The 16661-nt window shown below is 37.7% G+C and carries 31 protein-coding genes and 1 pseudogene; 2 read left to right on the top strand and 30 right to left on the bottom strand.

The genetic code is table 11. The annotated features are described in order from the left end of the window. Positions 1–6: 6 nt before the first annotated feature. The 30 genes and pseudogenes from K5Q29_RS03060 to K5Q29_RS03205 all read right to left on the bottom strand — a co-directional run bounded on the left by K5Q29_RS03060 (position 7) and on the right by K5Q29_RS03205 (position 15621). Positions 7–1320, bottom strand: coding sequence for a PBSX family phage terminase large subunit (locus tag K5Q29_RS03060; protein WP_221876964.1), 1314 nt, complete (start codon positions 1318–1320; stop codon positions 7–9). Further along, a complete protein-coding gene (locus K5Q29_RS03065) occupies positions 1307–1786 on the bottom strand; it encodes a terminase small subunit (protein WP_044767977.1) in 480 nt (159 codons plus the stop codon). Before K5Q29_RS03065 ends, K5Q29_RS03060 begins: the two co-directional genes overlap by 14 nt. A gap of 192 nt (positions 1787–1978) precedes the next feature. Further along, positions 1979–2362 (bottom strand): hypothetical protein, encoded by a 384-nt coding sequence (locus K5Q29_RS03070; protein ID WP_050573092.1) that lies wholly within the window; start codon positions 2360–2362, stop codon positions 1979–1981. Next, positions 2359–3030, bottom strand: a complete 672-nt coding sequence (locus K5Q29_RS03075; protein ID WP_221876966.1) for a DUF4417 domain-containing protein — start codon at positions 3028–3030, stop codon at positions 2359–2361. The genes K5Q29_RS03070 and K5Q29_RS03075 overlap by 4 nt, the downstream gene beginning before the upstream one ends. Positions 3031–3103: 73 nt before the next feature. After that, on the bottom strand, positions 3104–3484 hold the full coding sequence (locus tag K5Q29_RS03080; protein ID WP_016056188.1) for a hypothetical protein: 381 nt from the start codon (positions 3482–3484) through the stop codon (positions 3104–3106). A 2-nt stretch (positions 3485–3486) separates the two neighbouring features. Next, a complete protein-coding gene (locus K5Q29_RS03085) occupies positions 3487–3888 on the bottom strand; it encodes a hypothetical protein (RefSeq protein ID WP_221876968.1) in 402 nt (133 codons plus the stop codon). Then, on the bottom strand, positions 3863–4291 hold the full coding sequence (locus tag K5Q29_RS03090; protein ID WP_221876970.1) for a hypothetical protein: 429 nt from the start codon (positions 4289–4291) through the stop codon (positions 3863–3865). The genes K5Q29_RS03085 and K5Q29_RS03090 overlap by 26 nt, the downstream gene beginning before the upstream one ends. Beyond that, a complete protein-coding gene (locus tag K5Q29_RS03095) occupies positions 4281–4517 on the bottom strand; it encodes a hypothetical protein (RefSeq protein ID WP_221876972.1) in 237 nt (78 codons plus the stop codon). The genes K5Q29_RS03090 and K5Q29_RS03095 overlap by 11 nt, the downstream gene beginning before the upstream one ends. Then, a complete protein-coding gene (locus K5Q29_RS03100) occupies positions 4510–4740 on the bottom strand; it encodes a hypothetical protein (RefSeq protein WP_221876974.1) in 231 nt (76 codons plus the stop codon). The genes K5Q29_RS03095 and K5Q29_RS03100 overlap by 8 nt, the downstream gene beginning before the upstream one ends. Beyond that, positions 4741–5043 (bottom strand): DUF1372 family protein, encoded by a 303-nt coding sequence (locus K5Q29_RS03105; protein WP_221876976.1) that lies wholly within the window; start codon positions 5041–5043, stop codon positions 4741–4743. A 125-nt stretch (positions 5044–5168) separates the two neighbouring features. Further along, positions 5169–5549, bottom strand: coding sequence for a hypothetical protein (locus K5Q29_RS03110; RefSeq protein WP_221876978.1), 381 nt, complete (start codon positions 5547–5549; stop codon positions 5169–5171). A gap of 19 nt (positions 5550–5568) precedes the next feature. Further along, on the bottom strand, positions 5569–6303 hold the full coding sequence (locus K5Q29_RS03115; protein WP_221876979.1) for a hypothetical protein: 735 nt from the start codon (positions 6301–6303) through the stop codon (positions 5569–5571). A gap of 1 nt (position 6304) precedes the next feature. After that, on the bottom strand, positions 6305–6742 hold the full coding sequence (locus tag K5Q29_RS03120) for a hypothetical protein (protein ID WP_024383995.1): 438 nt from the start codon (positions 6740–6742) through the stop codon (positions 6305–6307). A gap of 15 nt (positions 6743–6757) precedes the next feature. Beyond that, positions 6758–7507, bottom strand: coding sequence for a site-specific DNA-methyltransferase (locus K5Q29_RS03125; protein WP_221876981.1), 750 nt, complete (start codon positions 7505–7507; stop codon positions 6758–6760). An 11-nt stretch (positions 7508–7518) separates the two neighbouring features. Then, positions 7519–7998, bottom strand: a complete 480-nt coding sequence (locus tag K5Q29_RS03130) for a helix-turn-helix domain-containing protein (protein ID WP_105116282.1) — start codon at positions 7996–7998, stop codon at positions 7519–7521. Next, positions 7995–8198: a hypothetical protein gene (locus K5Q29_RS03135; protein ID WP_105116283.1), complete on the bottom strand. Its 204-nt coding sequence runs from the start codon at positions 8196–8198 to the stop codon at positions 7995–7997. Before K5Q29_RS03135 ends, K5Q29_RS03130 begins: the two co-directional genes overlap by 4 nt. Beyond that, positions 8195–8973, bottom strand: a pseudogene (locus K5Q29_RS03140) (DNA methyltransferase). Before K5Q29_RS03140 ends, K5Q29_RS03135 begins: the two are co-directional and overlap by 4 nt. 13 nt (positions 8974–8986) lie before the next feature. Next, the gene (locus tag K5Q29_RS03145; protein WP_221876982.1) at positions 8987–9265 is read right to left on the bottom strand and encodes a hypothetical protein; all 279 of its coding nucleotides are present in this window, start codon (positions 9263–9265) and stop codon (positions 8987–8989) included. Between the two features lie 15 nt (positions 9266–9280). Beyond that, positions 9281–9793: a single-stranded DNA-binding protein gene (gene ssb, locus K5Q29_RS03150; protein WP_221876984.1), complete on the bottom strand. Its 513-nt coding sequence runs from the start codon at positions 9791–9793 to the stop codon at positions 9281–9283. Next, complete coding sequence (locus K5Q29_RS03155) at positions 9783–9959, bottom strand: hypothetical protein (RefSeq protein ID WP_170238204.1); 177 nt, start codon at positions 9957–9959, stop codon at positions 9783–9785. The genes ssb and K5Q29_RS03155 overlap by 11 nt, the downstream gene beginning before the upstream one ends. Further along, entirely contained in the window at positions 9959–10492 is a 534-nt protein-coding gene (locus tag K5Q29_RS03160) for a MazG-like family protein (protein ID WP_221876986.1), read from the bottom strand. Before K5Q29_RS03160 ends, K5Q29_RS03155 begins: the two co-directional genes overlap by 1 nt. A 1-nt stretch (position 10493) precedes the next feature. Continuing rightward, the gene (locus K5Q29_RS03165) at positions 10494–11141 is read right to left on the bottom strand and encodes a hypothetical protein (protein ID WP_221876988.1); all 648 of its coding nucleotides are present in this window, start codon (positions 11139–11141) and stop codon (positions 10494–10496) included. Next, positions 11141–12163: a DUF1351 domain-containing protein gene (locus K5Q29_RS03170; protein WP_221876990.1), complete on the bottom strand. Its 1023-nt coding sequence runs from the start codon at positions 12161–12163 to the stop codon at positions 11141–11143. The genes K5Q29_RS03165 and K5Q29_RS03170 overlap by 1 nt, the downstream gene beginning before the upstream one ends. Before the next feature lie 3 nt (positions 12164–12166). Next, positions 12167–12859: an ERF family protein gene (locus tag K5Q29_RS03175; protein ID WP_221876992.1), complete on the bottom strand. Its 693-nt coding sequence runs from the start codon at positions 12857–12859 to the stop codon at positions 12167–12169. A 3-nt stretch (positions 12860–12862) separates the two neighbouring features. Continuing rightward, the gene (locus tag K5Q29_RS03180; protein WP_221876994.1) at positions 12863–13801 is read right to left on the bottom strand and encodes a polymer-forming cytoskeletal protein; all 939 of its coding nucleotides are present in this window, start codon (positions 13799–13801) and stop codon (positions 12863–12865) included. Between the two features lie 235 nt (positions 13802–14036). Then, on the bottom strand, positions 14037–14354 hold the full coding sequence (locus K5Q29_RS03185; RefSeq protein WP_016056209.1) for a hypothetical protein: 318 nt from the start codon (positions 14352–14354) through the stop codon (positions 14037–14039). A 42-nt stretch (positions 14355–14396) separates the two neighbouring features. Further along, complete coding sequence (locus K5Q29_RS03190) at positions 14397–14675, bottom strand: hypothetical protein (RefSeq protein ID WP_024410610.1); 279 nt, start codon at positions 14673–14675, stop codon at positions 14397–14399. Continuing rightward, complete coding sequence (locus K5Q29_RS03195) at positions 14668–14904, bottom strand: hypothetical protein (protein WP_074389229.1); 237 nt, start codon at positions 14902–14904, stop codon at positions 14668–14670. The genes K5Q29_RS03190 and K5Q29_RS03195 overlap by 8 nt, the downstream gene beginning before the upstream one ends. Before the next feature lie 14 nt (positions 14905–14918). Then, entirely contained in the window at positions 14919–15422 is a 504-nt protein-coding gene (locus K5Q29_RS03200; RefSeq protein ID WP_221876996.1) for a hypothetical protein, read from the bottom strand. Positions 15423–15429: 7 nt separating this feature from the next. Further along, complete coding sequence (locus K5Q29_RS03205) at positions 15430–15621, bottom strand: hypothetical protein (protein ID WP_074412301.1); 192 nt, start codon at positions 15619–15621, stop codon at positions 15430–15432. A 305-nt stretch (positions 15622–15926) separates the two neighbouring features. Here K5Q29_RS03205 and K5Q29_RS03210 point away from each other — a divergent pair, with 305 nt between their 5' ends. After that, on the top strand, positions 15927–16286 hold the full coding sequence (locus K5Q29_RS03210; RefSeq protein ID WP_024387645.1) for a helix-turn-helix domain-containing protein: 360 nt from the start codon (positions 15927–15929) through the stop codon (positions 16284–16286). After that, positions 16273–16650, top strand: coding sequence for an ImmA/IrrE family metallo-endopeptidase (locus K5Q29_RS03215; protein WP_044768010.1), 378 nt, complete (start codon positions 16273–16275; stop codon positions 16648–16650). Before K5Q29_RS03210 ends, K5Q29_RS03215 begins: the two co-directional genes overlap by 14 nt. Positions 16651–16661: the final 11 nt, after the last annotated feature.

Genomic DNA, 16661 nt, shown 5'->3' on the forward strand with positions numbered 1-16661 from the left:
CCCTCCTTATGAATTACCAACACGCAAACCAAGTATCTTTGCATTGTCTAATACAAAATACTGTGCAACGTCGCATGTGTGGTCATCGTCTTTAATGACATTTGGGTTATCAGATTGGATTGTCTTTTCATCCCATCTATACATCTTGTGTTCTTCGATAAATACCTTATTGTTGTCTGTGTCCAGGTAGTAAAACCGACCTTGTGCTAAGAGGGACTGAAATGTGTCAATCATTGTCACTTTCTTTAATTTAGCTACTGGATGCCACCTAATAGCAAAATCAAGATACATCTGGTTTCTCAAAGCACCCTCTGCACTATCTATGGTGTACTGCAAGATAGGGACTTTATACTTACTAACTACCTTTGTTGTGAAATAGTAAATGTCCTGTGATAATTGGGAAGGTGCTTTCTTTACTGCTTGCCCTGCTGGACTGTAATACCAAGTATCAAGTAAGATTACCTTGCCTTTAGCTGTGATACCAAAAGCACAACAAGCGGTGGCTGATTGCTGATGTCCACCATCTAGCGCAAAGGAAATACCAATCAGCCTATCATCACTAGGCAAGGCATCTAATGGGTGAAATGTGCTCATGTTATAGATATTATTACCAAGCCCTACTGGCTCGCCTAAATAGACATACCTGTAATAGTCGTAGTCATTTTCTTTTATACGCTCTATATCAGCCAGCATTTGCTCATTTACAAAACCTAACTCATCATCTAGATATGTACTAGAATGACACAAGTAATTATCCATTGTGTTCATTCTTTCATACCACTCATTTATCCAACTATATGGATTGATAGGTGGATTATAAGACCAAAAAATCTGTACAAAGGGGGCAAGAGGGTGTTTCTGCCGCATAAAAGTAATGTTGGTTTGGTCAAATTCCTCTGCACTTGAAAACTCGGCAGCCTCCTCATACCAAACAGCAATGATATTACCAATGTTGTTTGATTTCAACTTTTGATAATCATCCAGACCGTAAAAATAAAAGGTTGAGCCTGTTTTTTTATGAGTTATCTTAAATGGGCTTACTGTCATCTTAAAGCGACTGGTAAGACCAAATAGACCTAGCCCCCATTGAATTTGATTATAGACACTATCACGGATTGTATTTGCAACCTTACGGATAATAACAATGTTTGCTGTTTCTCCCCTAACGATGTACCAAATCATCATGATAATTAGCTTTAGGGTAATAACTGATGATTTGAATGAGTTACGCCCACCTTTGAGGATGTTATAAGGTTTCTTAGACAACCAAACGCTCTTAAAGTGTGGATTTACATTCTTCTGAATATCAATTACTTTCATCCTCTACCTCCCAACTATCAATAATTGTGATGGTATCATCTTCAATCTGTGCCTCTGTCAATTGTGATTTTAATTTCTCAATCTCAAGCTCTAGTTTTTCAGACTGTTTAGCCGTTGGATAGCGTTTCAGAATTTCAGTAATGGCTTTAATAACTGTTGCATTATCAGCTTTCTTGGTGTGCCTCTCAACTTTCCCTGTTGTTGGGTTAAGTATCAACACCTCCTCATCTCGTTTACCTCTAGCAATGTCAGATAGGATGGATAGGGCTTCTTCTGCCTGCATGATATTACTCTTATGTAACTCTTGCATCTGTTTGTTGATGTACTCTTTTACTTCAACATTTTTCAACAATCGCTGTCCTTGACTGTAAGATGTCTTTTCTGAATACCCTGCATTTAAGGCTGCCTGTGTGGCGTTTCCGAGTTTGATAAACTCATCCGCAAAGCGAATTTGCTTGTCATTCATTCTCTCTCCTTTCCAACAAAAAAATCACAAGTAGCAACTACTCATGATTTCATTGTATATTCACAAAAAGGGGATGTTTTACCATATTCTTTGCTAGAGAAAACAAAAAAGCCCCAATTAAGGGGCTAGGAAGTAACGTAGTAGCCCGGATTCGAACCGGAATCTCCTCCATCAAGGCGTAATCCCTATATACTACTCCCTACGTTTCTTAAGATAATTATACCACTCTGTATGTACTTTTTCAACTAGCTTTACCTCTTTCGTGGTAAGTTTGCTTGCTCCTTTTTTGCTGATTTCATATTCAGCATGGTTGTACCCGTGATGCGTGTGAGGTCTCATTTTCTGATGCTCATGGTCTAGGTCAACCTGCTTGCTCCGCTTATTGTCCTTATCAAAATAAACAATACTTTTAGGGGCATTCTTGTTTTTGTCAATAAGCACATACACACGCCCCTTGGTCATGGTTTCCATGGGGGTTTTCTGCGACCCACCTGCATTTTGGGTAACGTATTTTATATTACCCGATTGATGCACCGTGCTATACTCTGTACCATATTTCTTTTGCTTTTCGCTCATTCCAGAGCTTGCCCCTCTGCCTCCCATTTGTCCATCCTTTCTGTTGTATCGTTAGCAAAATAATAGACCTCGATACCTTTATAGTCATAATCAATGTGACCGCCATAAACCAAAATTTTCTTTGGTTTCAATTTATCAATCATAGCATCCATGCCATCTTGCCATACCTTTATGCGGTCTTTGCTTTTTTTAATACCAATTGTACTAACTGCAACAATGCTTTTTGTAGGTATGCCATCAAAACAAAACTCATAGCTTTCTTTGAGTGACCAAGACACCGTAGGGATAACCGTATAGCCCCAGTTCTGCATCATCTGACCAATCAATCTTGACCGATACACATTCCATACCTGCATTGCAAGTGGCATATCTGTATAAAGGCTAAAATCTGGTGTAAGCACACAATCAAAGTCAGCTAGTTTATCAATATAAAAATCTGGGCGTTTCCAAACCCGTTCAAACTGGTAATCATCCAAAAAGAAGTGGACACCCGCCGAATAGTTAGGCTTGTTCAAAACATAGTTAAACCCTTGTAGTTTGGTTGGCACATGGTCTACTGGCTCAAGAGTAGGGATATTATACTTGCCAGCTGTGCGCGTGGCATCATAATCTAATAGGTTGTACTGGCTCAATGTGTTTTTCCTGTGATGTGGTTTTAATGTCCCCATGTTTCTCCTCCTATCCTAGCAAAAAAGCCTATGTACCTTGATTATAGATACATAGGCTAGGGAATTTTTACTGTTATCTTTCCAAAGGGAGGTATTTATAAGTGGCGTAGAAATAGGCATCAAACCATTTATTGAGGTGGGTATAGGCTGGGCTGGGACTTAGGAATAAAATCTTTTGGCACGCTCCAATGACATTGATATTTTCATAAACATAGACCTCTTTTATAGTCTCAATCAGCTTTTCTTCTGAATTTTCCACATGTTCAGATGTCACCAACTTTAGATTGACCAAAAATGTTGCCTGGTCTGTGTCATTCTTAACGAAACTATCATGTATCATCTGCTCTAGTACGGTCTTTTTAGGATTTTTCTTATCCCTCAAAAAATACCACTTGAGCCATGTGATTTCCCTGCGGTGTATGACTGATAAGCGCTCTATTTTCTTTTTAGTCATAATTACAACTCATCAAGTTTAAAATAACTTGTTAATTCCTCTTTTAGCTCATCCAAAGTATCACAATTTTCAAGTATAGCCGAAACATCCCACATTGTTGTTTCTTTACTCAAAGTGTTTTCTTCCACCGCATCGGCTACCCATTTCGGATGAGTTCCAGCGTATGAAAATTCTTCTTGTGGTAGCAACTCCAACAAAGCCTCATAACGTTCTTCAAGCGCAATTAGAGCGCCAAAAGCATTGATATAGTCAACATCGTTTTTCTTCTTCTCAAAAACTTCTGGCTGATTTTGTTTTACAATCTCTGCATAGATTGCCGCCCACTCAGTTTCTGTAAAATTTGATTTTTCAATCAATGCCCCATACTCAATCTCTGTGCTATTTACGATTACTTTGTAATTCATGTTTTTCCTCCTCTATATCAAATACCAACCGATAGTGTCCTTTTTCTTTACTCAAACCACCATAAACAAATGACAGCTTTTTAATAACCTTGTGATTATCATCTGTCCAAATACCCGCATCGGTCATGCCATCAATAATAGCTTTGACAGTAGGGTATAAATTAGGTGGGTCTAATTTAGATTTGGTAGGGCTGTAAATTGTAACTGTAACCTCACAAGGATTTGAGGGATTAAAAGCAGCTCTCTTTTTATCCTTGGTTGCAAAAGTCTGATAGTTGGCAAAAGCTCTGATGCGTTTAGTCATCTTACCCTTTATTTGAGGATGAAACCTGTCATTGCTATTGATAACCATGTTTTGAGCTTTATGCCGTGTGTTCCTTGGTAAAACAAATTCAAACTTCATCGAATTTACTTACAAGGTCTTTGACATTGGCTAGTTGCTCGACACAAAGCTCAAACCCTGCGATAAAGAAATCATGATAAATTTTGTCATTGCTAGAAGGCATTTTATCGTATTCCAACCGCATCTGTTGGGCTGCCTTTGTAAAACTATTTTCCAAGAAATCAATAGCATTGATTAGTTGTTTTTTCTCACGCTTAAGGCGTTTTTTCTTTTGGCGTTTATTCATACCTTACCTCCTCCAAATTAAGTATTACTCCATCGATGTTGATTTTGTCAGATTTTCCACCGAATATTATTCTGCTGTCTTTAGTATAACTATTGGCTTGAAACACAATAATCTCTCCACTATGGATTCGCATAACGCCAAATCCAGGCTCAAGGATTCCTTGATGTTGTGCAATGATTTTTTTGAAAAAATGCTTATTGGTTATTTTTTTAAGAAATGCCATCTATCTACCTCTCTGTCTCAAATAGTCTGGTGCATCATCCCCAATTTTGATACTGTCAAATTGTTCTTTAGTGACAAGAAACTTGCCATAAGCACCAATGGTTACTGTATAATGCCCATCAACGATTGCTTTTTCAGTAACAGTACCAACAATGGAGTCATCCGCACTATCCACATCATAGATGATAATCGGTTTTCGTGCCTCCAGTTCATCAACTTGTTTTTGTAACTTATAGATAGCACTCATGCTTATTGCAAAAGTCAAAACTAGCATTACCATTAAGAATTTTATGGCCTCTTTCATAAACTACCTCTCATCTGTGCCATCCTTTATCCATGCCGCAACACACAAAATGTATAATGCTGCTACTCCTAATTCTGCATTTTTCGATAAAATCCAAAATGCAAATATAAGTAATACACATCCCATTACTTACCACCTAACTTATCAGCTATCTTGCTAATTGCTTTTGTAATCTGTTCTTTTAGTTTTGGATTTTTGATGTCCTCGATACCTTTGACATGCCCAGTTTTTAGATTTACAGCGATTGAGCCAACAACTGGTATATCATCTTCATCATCACTAAAGACATTTTCAAGCGCCTCATCTGCTGATTTCCCTTGTAAAATATCAATTAAACCATGGGAAATATCATGGGCGATTTTCGCTAGTACAAAGGCATCCTCATCTTTTTCAAACACGCTATCAATCATACCATCCTTAGCCTGTTGATGTAACTCCATAGCAAACTCTTTCAAGTTCTCTACGATGGTTTCAGCTGATACTGTGTTTTTAGTTTCTTTAGTCATTGTTTGTTTCCTCCAAATTTTAAGCTAATACTGTGATGTGTTCTTGGTCTGCTAGTTGCTCTTTCAGATAGGCTGCAATGTTTCCTACTGCATCAGCTACCCAACGCTTGCCATCTGCCTCAAATAATGCCATCTGGGCTTGCTTGTCAATTCTAAAAACAAACAGGCTTGCTGGTTGTTCAACCTCTCCAAAGGTGCGATATGGGCGTAAGAGAACTGGATTAGGCGCTTTGCCCTTAGCAAGACTAGCCACTCCAGTTTTAACAGTTGCAACTTGAGATACACCATTGTCCTCTATTTCTGCACCATTTTCAATTCTCAAAGCACTTGCAAATTCTAGTAGCGCACTACGGTCATTATCATCAATAAAGTTTGACTGCAACATGATATTAAATTGCTCTGATGATAGGAAACGCCCAAAAGATAGCTCTGGGATGCGTGCTTTAACAGCAACAAGTAATGTGCGGTGCTCTAACTCATCATTTTCAGACCAAACACAAACTTCATCATTTTTCTCAACTGCCACAATCAAGCGTTGGTCTTTCAATTTGTTAAGGTCAGTTTTTAGATAATCAACAAGACTTGTCAATGTTGATAATTCAAGAGTTCTTGGATAACGTTTAGGGTCAAGTTCTACCATACGTGTCTTGTTAGCATCATAATACTCTGTGCCATCGCCTGCTGTTACGATTTCCAACCCGTGTTGGTTTAATTCTACTGCATACTCCAATGCTGCCTTAATGTTTTCAGTCATGTTATTGTCCTCCTACTTTCTTTTTGAAATCAATAATATCTGGTGTGGCTGGTGCACTTTGTTGCTCCACTTCTTCTACTGGCTGACCTGTATCAGTTCGCAACTGTGCATCATCATCAAAATACATTTGACCTGGTACACTGCTTTTTAGTTCGTTAGCATGTACCCGCCCTGTATCATAGTCACGTCCAACAAGGATTGTCGTAGCAACGCCATTTTGTGGTGCTAGTTTGGATTTAACATCCATCACGGTATCTACTACTGTCCTCTCCTCGTTGGCGGACATAGTTAGTGTGATTGTGACTTTCCGCTTGGCTTTAGCCTCTGTGTTGAGGTCGAGGATGTTATCAAAGACTTTTTCAAGTTCATGGTCTAACTTCTCTTGCAATCCTCCATCTGCAATATGTGATAAGTCTAACCCGATTAGTTTTTTCTGCATATTTTTCCTCCAATATTAAAATAAACTGGGTTGATAGGTAGAAAGCATTTGTTCCTTAGCTTTTTTGTAAAAATCTTTCTTAATTTCAAAGCCGTAGGCATTTCTATTCATTTCAATAGCCGCCCTTAGTGTTGAGCCACTACCTGCTACGGGGTCAATAACAACATCCCCCTCATCTGTAAAAATTTCAATCAGTCGTTTCAAAACTGGTACTGGTTTTTGGGTCGGGTGGATAGTCGGATAGGAGCTATCTTTTTCCCATGGGGCATGGTTTAGTATCATAGCCCCACCATTATTGAATTTTGGTAACTTGTCACGATACAAAACCGTTGCCTCCTCAACTGCACCAACAATCTTCATATTGGCTTTCAATACTTGAGGGCTTGATTTCTTCGTGAAATAGAGTGGATAGGCATTGTTGAAACCGTGCTTTTTCCCACACTCGATTACTATATCCCGTTGTTGCCAGGCATGAAATACAATCATCGCTGGAGCTTTGCCTTTTTCTTTCGGCTCTTTCCTTAACAGACGACTACAAAAGTCAAAAAAGTTGTTAATTTTGAAATCATTATCCGTATCAAAGAAGGATTTTCCAGCTAACTTGCTCTCACCTTTCTTATTATCGCCGTCTTTATACCATCTAGGGTCAGAGGCGTAAGCGTTGTTGCCCAGATTATAAGGAATATCAGCTATAATCAGCTGTGCCCTTGGTATTTGATACCGTTTGGCATTTTCAAAGTGGTCATTATATAATTCACATTTCATACAACACCCCACTATTTCAAAAGTGACTGCAACTGTCGCAATTTTGCTTGGCTTTCAACAAGTTCATTGTATGTATCAGCCCTAATCAGTACAAATCCTGCCAAATCGCTACCAAGCTGGACATCTGTACCAGAGAATAGCTCTAGCTGTTCTGATTTTGTATCAATAAGCGCTCCAGTAGCCCCACGGTCGCCAGCGGGTCTTGTTTCCGCTAGAAATTCAGGGAGATGTGGTGGCTTTCCATCCTTTTTAGTCTTTGTGAATGTGCCAGAGATAACGACTATCTCTCTTTCATCAGATAAAAAATCTGCCTTAGTTTTGCCAAATACTGCCATAAAGGCATCAACTTCTTTTGGCAATGGCTGCCTCACATTTCTTTCAATATCACTTATCCTGGTCTGTGTGATATTGGTCAGAGGGGCTAGGTCATACTGTGTTAGTTTGGCATCTAGCCGCATCTGCTTTAGTTTTGCACCGTCAAATAGTTTCATCTAAACACCTCGCTACCTTTACTGTACCAGTCATGCTTGAGTACATGGTGTGCAATCTGGCATTGTACATTTGGATGCTGGTAGTATTCCACCTGCTCCCTGTATTTGCGTACAAGTCGCAAAGCCCAAACCCAAATTACTGCCATCCAAGTAACAGATAATAGGGCGATGGTCAAAAATGTTAATTCAAGTAATGTCATGGTTGTTTTTCCTTTTCAAATTGGTTTAGTACGGTCTGAAATATCTCTAAAAGTAGTTTTTGAGGTATGTTCGACCTCTCATTGTATGATTTTGAGAATTTACCCCACTCAACCTCTGCTGGATTTATCTCATTATTGAGATTTAGAAAAAGGTTGCTTGCAAACTTGGTTGGCTTTTGCAATGGGTAATCATAATTGTTGTAACGTGTTGGGTTTTTGTGGGGTAAATGAAATCCTATGATTTCCTCAATATATTTCCACAATCGCCCTGTGGCTGGATTTTCAATTATCCAATATTTAGGTTGATAACGCTTGATAATTTCAATGGTGTTAAAGGCACATAGCTCTCCATTCACACGTTTCATAAATTGTCTATCATACCGATAATTGTTATATGCATCCTCATAGTCTTTGTTCGCCCTAATGGTAAACATGCTAGGTGGTATTTGAGGCTCAAATAAGCTATCTGATAAATCTTCCTGTTTCCAACAAGCGTTACCATTTGCCATTGCACTAGCATTCGACCAACTTTCACAAGGCGGGCTAGCAATAATCAAATCTGGCTTTGGTAGCTTGTCAAGCGTATCAAACAGCTTATTATCTCCAAATAACCTTGAGTAATCAGCAAGATTGAGGGGAATAAAATGATTGTTCTTATTTTCGATGTCTATTCCTATCGGATATACTTCAATCTTCGCCCCCCCGAACTATTAAGCGTGTTGATAGCTTTAGTGTATGAGCCATTCCCACTATCAAACAGCGCCCATACTATCATTTTCTGCACACTATCACCCTCTCATCTTATTTCTGATGGTAAAAGGGTGTCTAGATGGTGCATCATCAAAAGCATCTTGAAATTCTTGATTGATTTTTCGGATATTGAAAGGCTCGTAAGCATGAAAATAACATCCATGATTGTCAAGTTCACCCTCAATACCAGTTGCCCAACTTAAAAATATTGCCTGTTTGCAAGTAGGGCATGTGATGCCTTTTCTATATGATGCTGTTTTCAAAACCTTACAAAACCCACAATATGGACATTGTAAATCAACTTTTACTTTGTTCATCTCAAATCTCCAATCCTAGAAAGGTAAATCATCATCTGAAATATCCATAGGATTTGTAGTTTGTCCTTGGAAAAATGATTGTTGGTTGCTACGGCTAAAATCTGGTGTTTGTTGTTGATTTCCAAATGGAGACTGATAACCTTGGTTGTTTCTATTTTGGAAATTGTTGCCTTGATTTTGGTAATTACCTTGTTGGTTTTGTTGACTATTGCGACTCTCCAATAATTGAAAACTACTTACAACAACTTCTGTCACATGCACGCGCTGCCCTTGTTGATTGTCATAGTGGCGTGTTTGGATGTTGCCTGTAATACCAATCAATGCGCCTTTCTTAGCCCAATTAGCAAGATTTTCTGCCGCTTGTCTCCAAATAACACAATTAATAAAATCAGCCTCACGCTCTCCATTTTCATTTTTGAATGGGCGATTTACTGCAAGGGTAAAAGTGGCAACTGCAACATTTGATGGTGTATATCTTAATTCAGCATCTCTAGTCAGTCGCCCTACTAAAACAACGTTATTTATCATCTGCTACCTCCTCAACTTCTGTAACAATCACATCATCAAGACTGAAATCATTCCATATTTTAGACACAAAATATACAGCTGCCATATAAGGATTTTCAGCCTCAATTTTCATGCCCAAATCTAGGTTGTCATGGTTTGCAGATACATAGTACATCTCCTTTTTCATTATTGCCCCTCCTCTAAGTCAGCTGCTTTAACAAATACACCATCCACCATTTTCCCTTGACGGTCTTTGATTTCATTCCAAGCTGTCTCAAAGCATTGTTCCTTTGTGAAATCGTAATACTTTGATATGAAATGTAACTTTAATACAATTTCTCGTATAATCAAGTTTGATTTGATTCCATGAGTTCTATTTGTTCTATTTAGAATTGCTGTCGATAGCTTTCCTATTAAACCTCCAGTTATTAAGCTCAATACTTCAACTTCTAGTGTTTTTGGATGATGTATTGTAAGGCTGTCTGCTGTTAAAAATATTTCTCGAGCATCAAGATTAAGTTGCTGACAGAGTATCGTCAATACAACCATCACATCGCCAATACTATCTTTTATCAATGTAGTATTGTTTTTGGCAATACCAGCGTTTAACTCTCCAAATTCTTCAAATAGTTTCAACATCTGTTTTAATGGCTCAGCTTTGTCAAGTCCTTTAGCTGTTGACAAACCTTTTACATTTTCAATCAATTCATTAAATGTCATATCAATCTAACCCTTCATATAAGCTTTTGCCTAGTTGTTCCTCAAAATCCTCTTGATTATCTGGATTCAACTCTGCTAAACTTGTAACTATTTTTATTTTTGTTTCTCTACATGGTTGATAGCCATACTTTGCATATCTCATTAGTCTGTTAAAAGTGCTGACTGGATAAGGTAATCTATCATCTACAACTAATCTTTTTGTGTGTAGATGCTCAAAAAAATCTTCATGAAATAATACTTCAAAAACAGCCATATAATCATCTTCATCTACATTTTCATAGTTCTTGTAGTAAGCAAATTTTGTAATTGTAAAATCAAAATTTGAAATAACATTTTTGGGTGTTCCGTATGTTTTTCTAATAAGTTCAAGACGGACTTTTTCTTTGACTGAATAGATTGACCAACAACTTTTATTCTCATAAGAAAATCTCCAATCAGTAGGATTTTCTTTCAATTGTTTCTTATAGTAACTTTTTGCCTCCAAAAAATCTTTTTCGCTTTCAAAGAAAATATCTAAGTCTTTAACACGCTCATTATTAAAAATATTTTTGAAACAACCACCAGCAATAAACCCCTTATGTCCAGCTAGAAATTTATCAAGCCACCAAAGTTGCCTATAATTAAGCAAATTACTTTTTTTATATGTCATTAGATGCCTCCTAAAGTTTCAAAACTAATAAAGTTATCCTCCAGATACTCTTTGAGTTGTTCAAGTTGCGGTTTGCCACCGTGCAAAGTTAATAGCATTGTGACTTTTATTGGCTCGCTAGGCTCAAATTTTGCTACTTCTGGGACTGTGTTTTGAGTCTGTGGTCTATCTACCCATCTTGCTCCACTCTCAATCTCTGGTGGGTAATTTTCAATGATTTCCCCAGTTTCTGTATCAATAGCTTTGATGTTTTCGTTAGCTTGCTCTTTTGCCAAGCGCTCAATTTCTACCTTGCGCTCCTCCTCTGCTTTAGCTTGCGCCTCTTGTTGCTCTTTGCGTAAAGCAATGGCATCACGGTCTGTTTTCATGATTTTCAGGACATCAACAAGTGACTTACCATCCTCAAGATGTCTGATATACCCATCTGCTGGCAAATCGTACTCTTGAGCTTGTTCCTCGATTGCTTGCTTATTAGCCTTATGCTGCTCAAGTGCATCAAATTCCGCAAGTACCAAAGCATCCATTTCATCAAGAGTTGCTTTCTTGAGTTCATACTTACCTGTCTTGAAAAGTCCAGCATTAGAGAAATTATTGTATTTATCCTCGAATGTTGTCTTTTCAAGACCCACCTCATAACATTTACTTTCAAATGTCGCACGAACAACATCCAAACGTAATTGTCGCTTATGCTCATCAATATCATCTCTGACTTTTCTAAGTTTGGTTAGTAGCACACCCAATGGGATGCGTGCTTTTTCAAGTCTTTCTTCGAATTCATCAAGTGGATTTTTGAAATTCTTAGCAATCTTTTTACGCTCAGCGTCTAATCCATCATCAAGGGCTTTATATCGTGTGATTTGTGCCTTGATTTCTTTATAATCAAGCTCATCAATCTTTTTATCTTCCAACTGTGCAACAGCAAGGGTAATTGCTTTGTCAAGACTTTCAAAGTCAAGAGTGATTTTACCTGGTACATAAATTGGCTTAATATTATCTAATTCACTTAAAGTTACATCTTTCATATCCTATACTCCTTGTTTTTGGTACACTTTTTGAAATTGTGTGTTGAGATATTCCATCACTACGTTATAGCCATCAACTGGTACTTGATGGAAATCTTGAATTTGATATTTGTTTAATACAAAATTAGCAACTGTATCAAATGGCGCTCCCTTAACTGTCGCAAATTCTTCAACAGTTTTAAGGATTTCTTGATACTGGATATTATCAATGTACTTTACTTGATTAGGTTGCTGTGTCTGCTGTGTTGGCTGCTGTTGCTGGTTAGATTGACCTTGTTCTTGATTTTCATCTACTGGGTGTTCGTCAACATCTTCACCACCTATGGCAAATAGACCTTGTAAGGCATATTTCCTAGCATAAGAGCCAACCGCTCCAGTCCATTGGGGGTCTTGCATCTGTTTCACATCCCCTTTTTGAGTGTGAAAAACTGGTACATCTTCCTCCCTAGCCCATCCAACAGCTTTTTGCTCGATGCCGTCGCTCTCTCTCCTAGCAACCGCTACCGCCTTGTAGTAAATCTTATCCTTGATGACCTGTATATCATCCTCTGGAAAAGACACGCTCCAGCCGCTATCTAGCTTTTTGAATTTGTTGTAAATGTCCTCCGCTGTACGAAAAGGATATTTTACGCCTTGTTTTTGTTCTTTTTCTAGTTGCATCTTCTGTTGCAACTCTGAAAAAGTTAAATCAGCCATAATTTACTCCTCGCTTAATCGTTCTAGTGTTTCTACAAAATCAACATAAGCCTTATAATAATTGCCTGATTTCTCACTATCATGGTATGCTTTTTCAATCAATTCTTGACCTGTACCATGAAAGCAGCCAACTTTCCACATTTTGTTGGATTTTGTATAAGTAAAGTGACGACCGCTTGACCAATGATTTTTAAAAACAATAATATCGCCTAGCTCCGATACTTCGGCATTACCCGATACCCAGGCATCGCCCCATACTTTGGCATCGCCCCATACTTTGGCATCGCCCCATACTTTGGCATTGCCCGATACTTTGGCATCGCCCCATACTTCGGCATTGCCCGATACTTTGGCATCGCCCCATACTTCGGCATTGCCCCATACTTCGGCATTGCCCGATACTTTGGCATCGCCCCATACTTTGGCATTGCCCCATACTTCGGCATTGCCCGATACTTTGGCATCGCCCCATACTTCGGCATTGCCCGATACTTTGGCATCGCCCCATACTTTGGCATCGCCCCATACTTTGGCATTGCCCCATACTTTGGCATTGCCCGATACCCAGGCATTGCCCGATACTTTGGCATTGCCCGATACTTTGGCATCGCCCCATACTTTGGCATCGCCCCATACTTTGGCATTGCCCCATACTTCGGCATTGCCCGATACCCAGGCATTGCCCGATACTTTGGCATTGCCCGATACTTTGGCATCGCCCCATACTTTGGCATCGCCCCATACTTTGGCATTGCCCCATACTTCGGCATTGCCCGATACCCAGGCATTGTCATCATGGCTTAAATTTTCCTCTTTTTGGATATATCCGCCTAAATCGCCTACCTCAACACTGCCAAAGCTAATCAAGGCACGAATACGAAATAATTTCCAGCCCCAAAAGCTGATTGTATCGTCTAGGACAAGTTCATATTTTTTTGTCATTTTGATTTCCTCCTGTGGATAACTCTCTTGTCTTTTTATTTATATTTACTATTAGTTTGTTGTTAATTAGTCATTATTGACTGTTAGTGCCGTAAGGCTTAGATTGTTTAATATTAGTACTTGTTATATAGTTAGTATTTATTAGTGGTGGGTTTTCCAACTTTTGGTTTTTCCATAAAATGGATTTTCAGTAAAAAGGGTTTTCCAACTTTTGGATTTTCAGTAAAAAGGGTTTTTACTCTTTTTCAGTTGTGGATAACTCTTTTTCTAACCTATCCTTGATATACTCAAAATAGCTATCTGTGATAGGGGTATCTTGAGCAAATACGAAAGTTTGTACACCGTGTTTCCCATCACTTTTTTTAACAACTCGTATATAACCTGTATTCTGTAACTCTCGGTATGCTTTTCTGTGAGCATCCCTACCGTTGGTTGACCTTTTTTCAAGTTCTCCAACATAGATACGCCAGTCTGATTTATTGGTTAGTATAGTCGCAAGCAATCCTTTTGCCTGCAAGCTCAACCTATCATCTTGCAAAAAAGCATTGTTCATCGAGGTATAATTTTCATGCGTATTTGTGAAAGATATATTTCATTAAGCCAATAACCTCCAATTTTCTTTGACCCATTCACGAACGGCATCCCTTGGATAGCGTGGGTGTTTGCCTCTTTCAGCAATTTTTGGAAAACCTGGCAAGTTGGTCACTTCTTGGAACTTATCATCGTTGTAAATCCCCAGCAACTTCTTGCACTGTTTGCCATTGAGTACCAATGGTAGTGCCATTTCAATATCAAATACCTCAAACACTTCTATCAACCGTGCTTTGAGCTGACTGATAAACCGTGAAATGAGGCTTTCAGCAATGTCATCCATAATGTCCCTTTCTAGCCATAGCCAAAACCGTAAGCGTATCATATAGACTTAGCCCGACTAGGCTGTTAATCAATACCTCACTTAATGGGTGAAACTTCCGTTGCCAATTTGCTAATAAAAGTTCTTGAATATCATCTAAATCATTCATTTTTATGGTATAATTGAGTAAATAATTTTTAGCAAGTACCTTACGGGTTGCCGCCCTAGGTGCTTTTTTTGATTCACTCAAAAACTGCCTCCTACCTAATTTTCTTTCATATTTTCCAAGATACTTTCTTCAGCTACCAATCGTTCCTCATATAGTTTAAGAAATAGATTTTTAAATTCATTATAAATTTCTAATGAATATTCGAACTCATCATCATCTAAATCCTTAATTATTGATGCTCCCATAATCGCTAACGATAGGCCTCTAAGTAATTCTTGAACAGAAGATATATAGAGCTTATGATGTACATAGTTTTCAATTCCACTTGAAAATCTACGTCTTGTATAAATATAATTTGGAACACTCAAGCCAAAACGTATCTCTTCTTTAGATGGTAAATCTGTAATTTGAGAAGAAAATCTACGACTTAGCAATTTAGAAATATTTGGAAATTGTTTGTTAACTTTCTCTATGTCAGAATATGTAATATGAACATCTCTGTAATCTTTCTTTTTCCTTGGAAGAGTATTTCTAGCAATCGCATCTGCAATCATCAATTCTAACTCCGTTCTTGAAATGGTTATTGTTTCCTCCATCATTAACCTCCTACCTAATCTTAAAATCTTCAATCACACGAGCAATGAAACGATTTGCTTGTGGATTTTTTAGCTTACCGTTCAAGATATTAGTGACATCCTGACGTACCATCCCATACTGGACAGCAAGCGTCGTCATAGTGATATTGTTTTCGTCTAGATAATCCAAGATTTTTTGACGTCCGCTATTTGAATTTGGCATATATTATCTCCTTTCTCTCAACGTGTAAGTGAAAGAGTTAGAATTTTTTATAAAATGCTTGACATCTAACAATCTATTGATTAAAATATAAGCATAATAAAAACAACGTTTAGAACACTTCTAATCATTTATTAATACAGTTTGGCGACCGTGTTATATTTAATTTTAGAATGTTTTTGACTTCGTTTTTCACTAACTCAATCATTTACAAAAACTATTGTAATCTATTGATTAAATTTTGTCAAGAATTTTAATCAATTTGTTTCAATATTTTTTGTCAATCTCTTAGAAAGGTTGATAAAACAATGTTTCCAACGTTTGAAAAGATAAAGGAATTAGCCGATAAGCAAGGTATTTCAATCAATAAATTAGAAGAAAGACTAGGATACAGCCGAAATACCATCTATAACTTAAAAACCAAAAAACCTAATGCTGAACGATTAGCTGAGATAGCTGACTACTTCAACGTATCCACTGATTATTTATTAGGCAGGACTGACAATCCAAAACTCTATACAACTCCAGATGGAAAAGAAGTAGATTTATCTAATTTACAAAATCGCGTTGTGTTGTTTGATGGAAAACCATTATCAGATGAAGATGTGTATAAAATTGAACAGATTATAAAATTGTCAATAGGAGTGACTGGCGGTGAAAATAAATGAACTACTAGATGAATTTCAGGTCACCCTTTTTGTTTTTCATGGAGATATGTGGGAACGTGATGGCTTATATTTTCCAGATTTACGGACAATATATGTCAACGCTAATCTATCTACAAAAGAGCGCGAAAAGGTTATTTTACACGAATTGGGACATATCAATCACAATCCAGAACACTACCATAGATTGCTATTGCAATATGAAAATGAAGCTGATAGATTTATGGTTCGTGAACTGATAAAAGATTATCTAAATGATAATGATGTGTATAGTTTTAATTGGTTGCAATTTGCACAACTTCATAATATCTCTACTTCGTGGGGACAAGAGATGATTATTGAAGAGTTTTATAATTTAGTTGGATAAGGAAAGGATAT

The sequence above is a fragment of the Streptococcus sp. 2018037 genome, assembly GCF_019754195.1.
Taxonomy (GTDB): domain Bacteria; phylum Bacillota; class Bacilli; order Lactobacillales; family Streptococcaceae; genus Streptococcus; species Streptococcus hashimotonensis.

Bases quoted from the DNA above. Each gene is read 5' to 3' on its own strand.
- K5Q29_RS03210 (WP_024387645.1), top strand. From the start codon at position 15,927: ATGTTTCCAACGTTTGAAAAGATAAAGGAATTAGCCGATAAGCAAGGT.
- K5Q29_RS03185 (WP_016056209.1), bottom strand. From the start codon at position 14,354: ATGAACAATGCTTTTTTGCAAGATGATAGGTTGAGCTTGCAGGCAAAA.
- K5Q29_RS03180 (WP_221876994.1), bottom strand. From the start codon at position 13,801: ATGACAAAAAAATATGAACTTGTCCTAGACGATACAATCAGCTTTTGG.
- K5Q29_RS03080 (WP_016056188.1), bottom strand. From the start codon at position 3,484: ATGACTAAAAAGAAAATAGAGCGCTTATCAGTCATACACCGCAGGGAA.
- K5Q29_RS03090 (WP_221876970.1), bottom strand. From the start codon at position 4,291: ATGAAGTTTGAATTTGTTTTACCAAGGAACACACGGCATAAAGCTCAA.
- K5Q29_RS03065 (WP_044767977.1), bottom strand. From the start codon at position 1,786: ATGAATGACAAGCAAATTCGCTTTGCGGATGAGTTTATCAAACTCGGA.
- K5Q29_RS03190 (WP_024410610.1), bottom strand. From the start codon at position 14,675: ATGGATGACATTGCTGAAAGCCTCATTTCACGGTTTATCAGTCAGCTC.
- K5Q29_RS03070 (WP_050573092.1), bottom strand. From the start codon at position 2,362: ATGAGCGAAAAGCAAAAGAAATATGGTACAGAGTATAGCACGGTGCAT.
- K5Q29_RS03060 (WP_221876964.1), bottom strand. From the start codon at position 1,320: ATGAAAGTAATTGATATTCAGAAGAATGTAAATCCACACTTTAAGAGC.
- K5Q29_RS03175 (WP_221876992.1), bottom strand. From the start codon at position 12,859: ATGGCTGATTTAACTTTTTCAGAGTTGCAACAGAAGATGCAACTAGAA.
- K5Q29_RS03145 (WP_221876982.1), bottom strand. From the start codon at position 9,265: ATGAACAAAGTAAAAGTTGATTTACAATGTCCATATTGTGGGTTTTGT.
- K5Q29_RS03135 (WP_105116283.1), bottom strand. From the start codon at position 8,198: ATGACATTACTTGAATTAACATTTTTGACCATCGCCCTATTATCTGTT.
- K5Q29_RS03155 (WP_170238204.1), bottom strand. From the start codon at position 9,959: ATGAAAAAGGAGATGTACTATGTATCTGCAAACCATGACAACCTAGAT.
- K5Q29_RS03085 (WP_221876968.1), bottom strand. From the start codon at position 3,888: ATGAATTACAAAGTAATCGTAAATAGCACAGAGATTGAGTATGGGGCA.
- K5Q29_RS03165 (WP_221876988.1), bottom strand. From the start codon at position 11,141: ATGACATATAAAAAAAGTAATTTGCTTAATTATAGGCAACTTTGGTGG.
- K5Q29_RS03130 (WP_105116282.1), bottom strand. From the start codon at position 7,998: ATGAAACTATTTGACGGTGCAAAACTAAAGCAGATGCGGCTAGATGCC.
- K5Q29_RS03100 (WP_221876974.1), bottom strand. From the start codon at position 4,740: ATGGCATTTCTTAAAAAAATAACCAATAAGCATTTTTTCAAAAAAATC.
- K5Q29_RS03170 (WP_221876990.1), bottom strand. From the start codon at position 12,163: ATGAAAGATGTAACTTTAAGTGAATTAGATAATATTAAGCCAATTTAT.
- K5Q29_RS03105 (WP_221876976.1), bottom strand. From the start codon at position 5,043: ATGAAAGAGGCCATAAAATTCTTAATGGTAATGCTAGTTTTGACTTTT.
- K5Q29_RS03095 (WP_221876972.1), bottom strand. From the start codon at position 4,517: ATGAATAAACGCCAAAAGAAAAAACGCCTTAAGCGTGAGAAAAAACAA.
- ssb (WP_221876984.1), bottom strand. From the start codon at position 9,793: ATGATAAATAACGTTGTTTTAGTAGGGCGACTGACTAGAGATGCTGAA.
- K5Q29_RS03120 (WP_024383995.1), bottom strand. From the start codon at position 6,742: ATGCAGAAAAAACTAATCGGGTTAGACTTATCACATATTGCAGATGGA.
- K5Q29_RS03160 (WP_221876986.1), bottom strand. From the start codon at position 10,492: ATGACATTTAATGAATTGATTGAAAATGTAAAAGGTTTGTCAACAGCT.
- K5Q29_RS03110 (WP_221876978.1), bottom strand. From the start codon at position 5,549: ATGACTAAAGAAACTAAAAACACAGTATCAGCTGAAACCATCGTAGAG.
- K5Q29_RS03205 (WP_074412301.1), bottom strand. From the start codon at position 15,621: ATGCCAAATTCAAATAGCGGACGTCAAAAAATCTTGGATTATCTAGAC.
- K5Q29_RS03125 (WP_221876981.1), bottom strand. From the start codon at position 7,507: ATGAAATGTGAATTATATAATGACCACTTTGAAAATGCCAAACGGTAT.
- K5Q29_RS03075 (WP_221876966.1), bottom strand. From the start codon at position 3,030: ATGGGGACATTAAAACCACATCACAGGAAAAACACATTGAGCCAGTAC.
- K5Q29_RS03115 (WP_221876979.1), bottom strand. From the start codon at position 6,303: ATGACTGAAAACATTAAGGCAGCATTGGAGTATGCAGTAGAATTAAAC.
- K5Q29_RS03200 (WP_221876996.1), bottom strand. From the start codon at position 15,422: ATGATGGAGGAAACAATAACCATTTCAAGAACGGAGTTAGAATTGATG.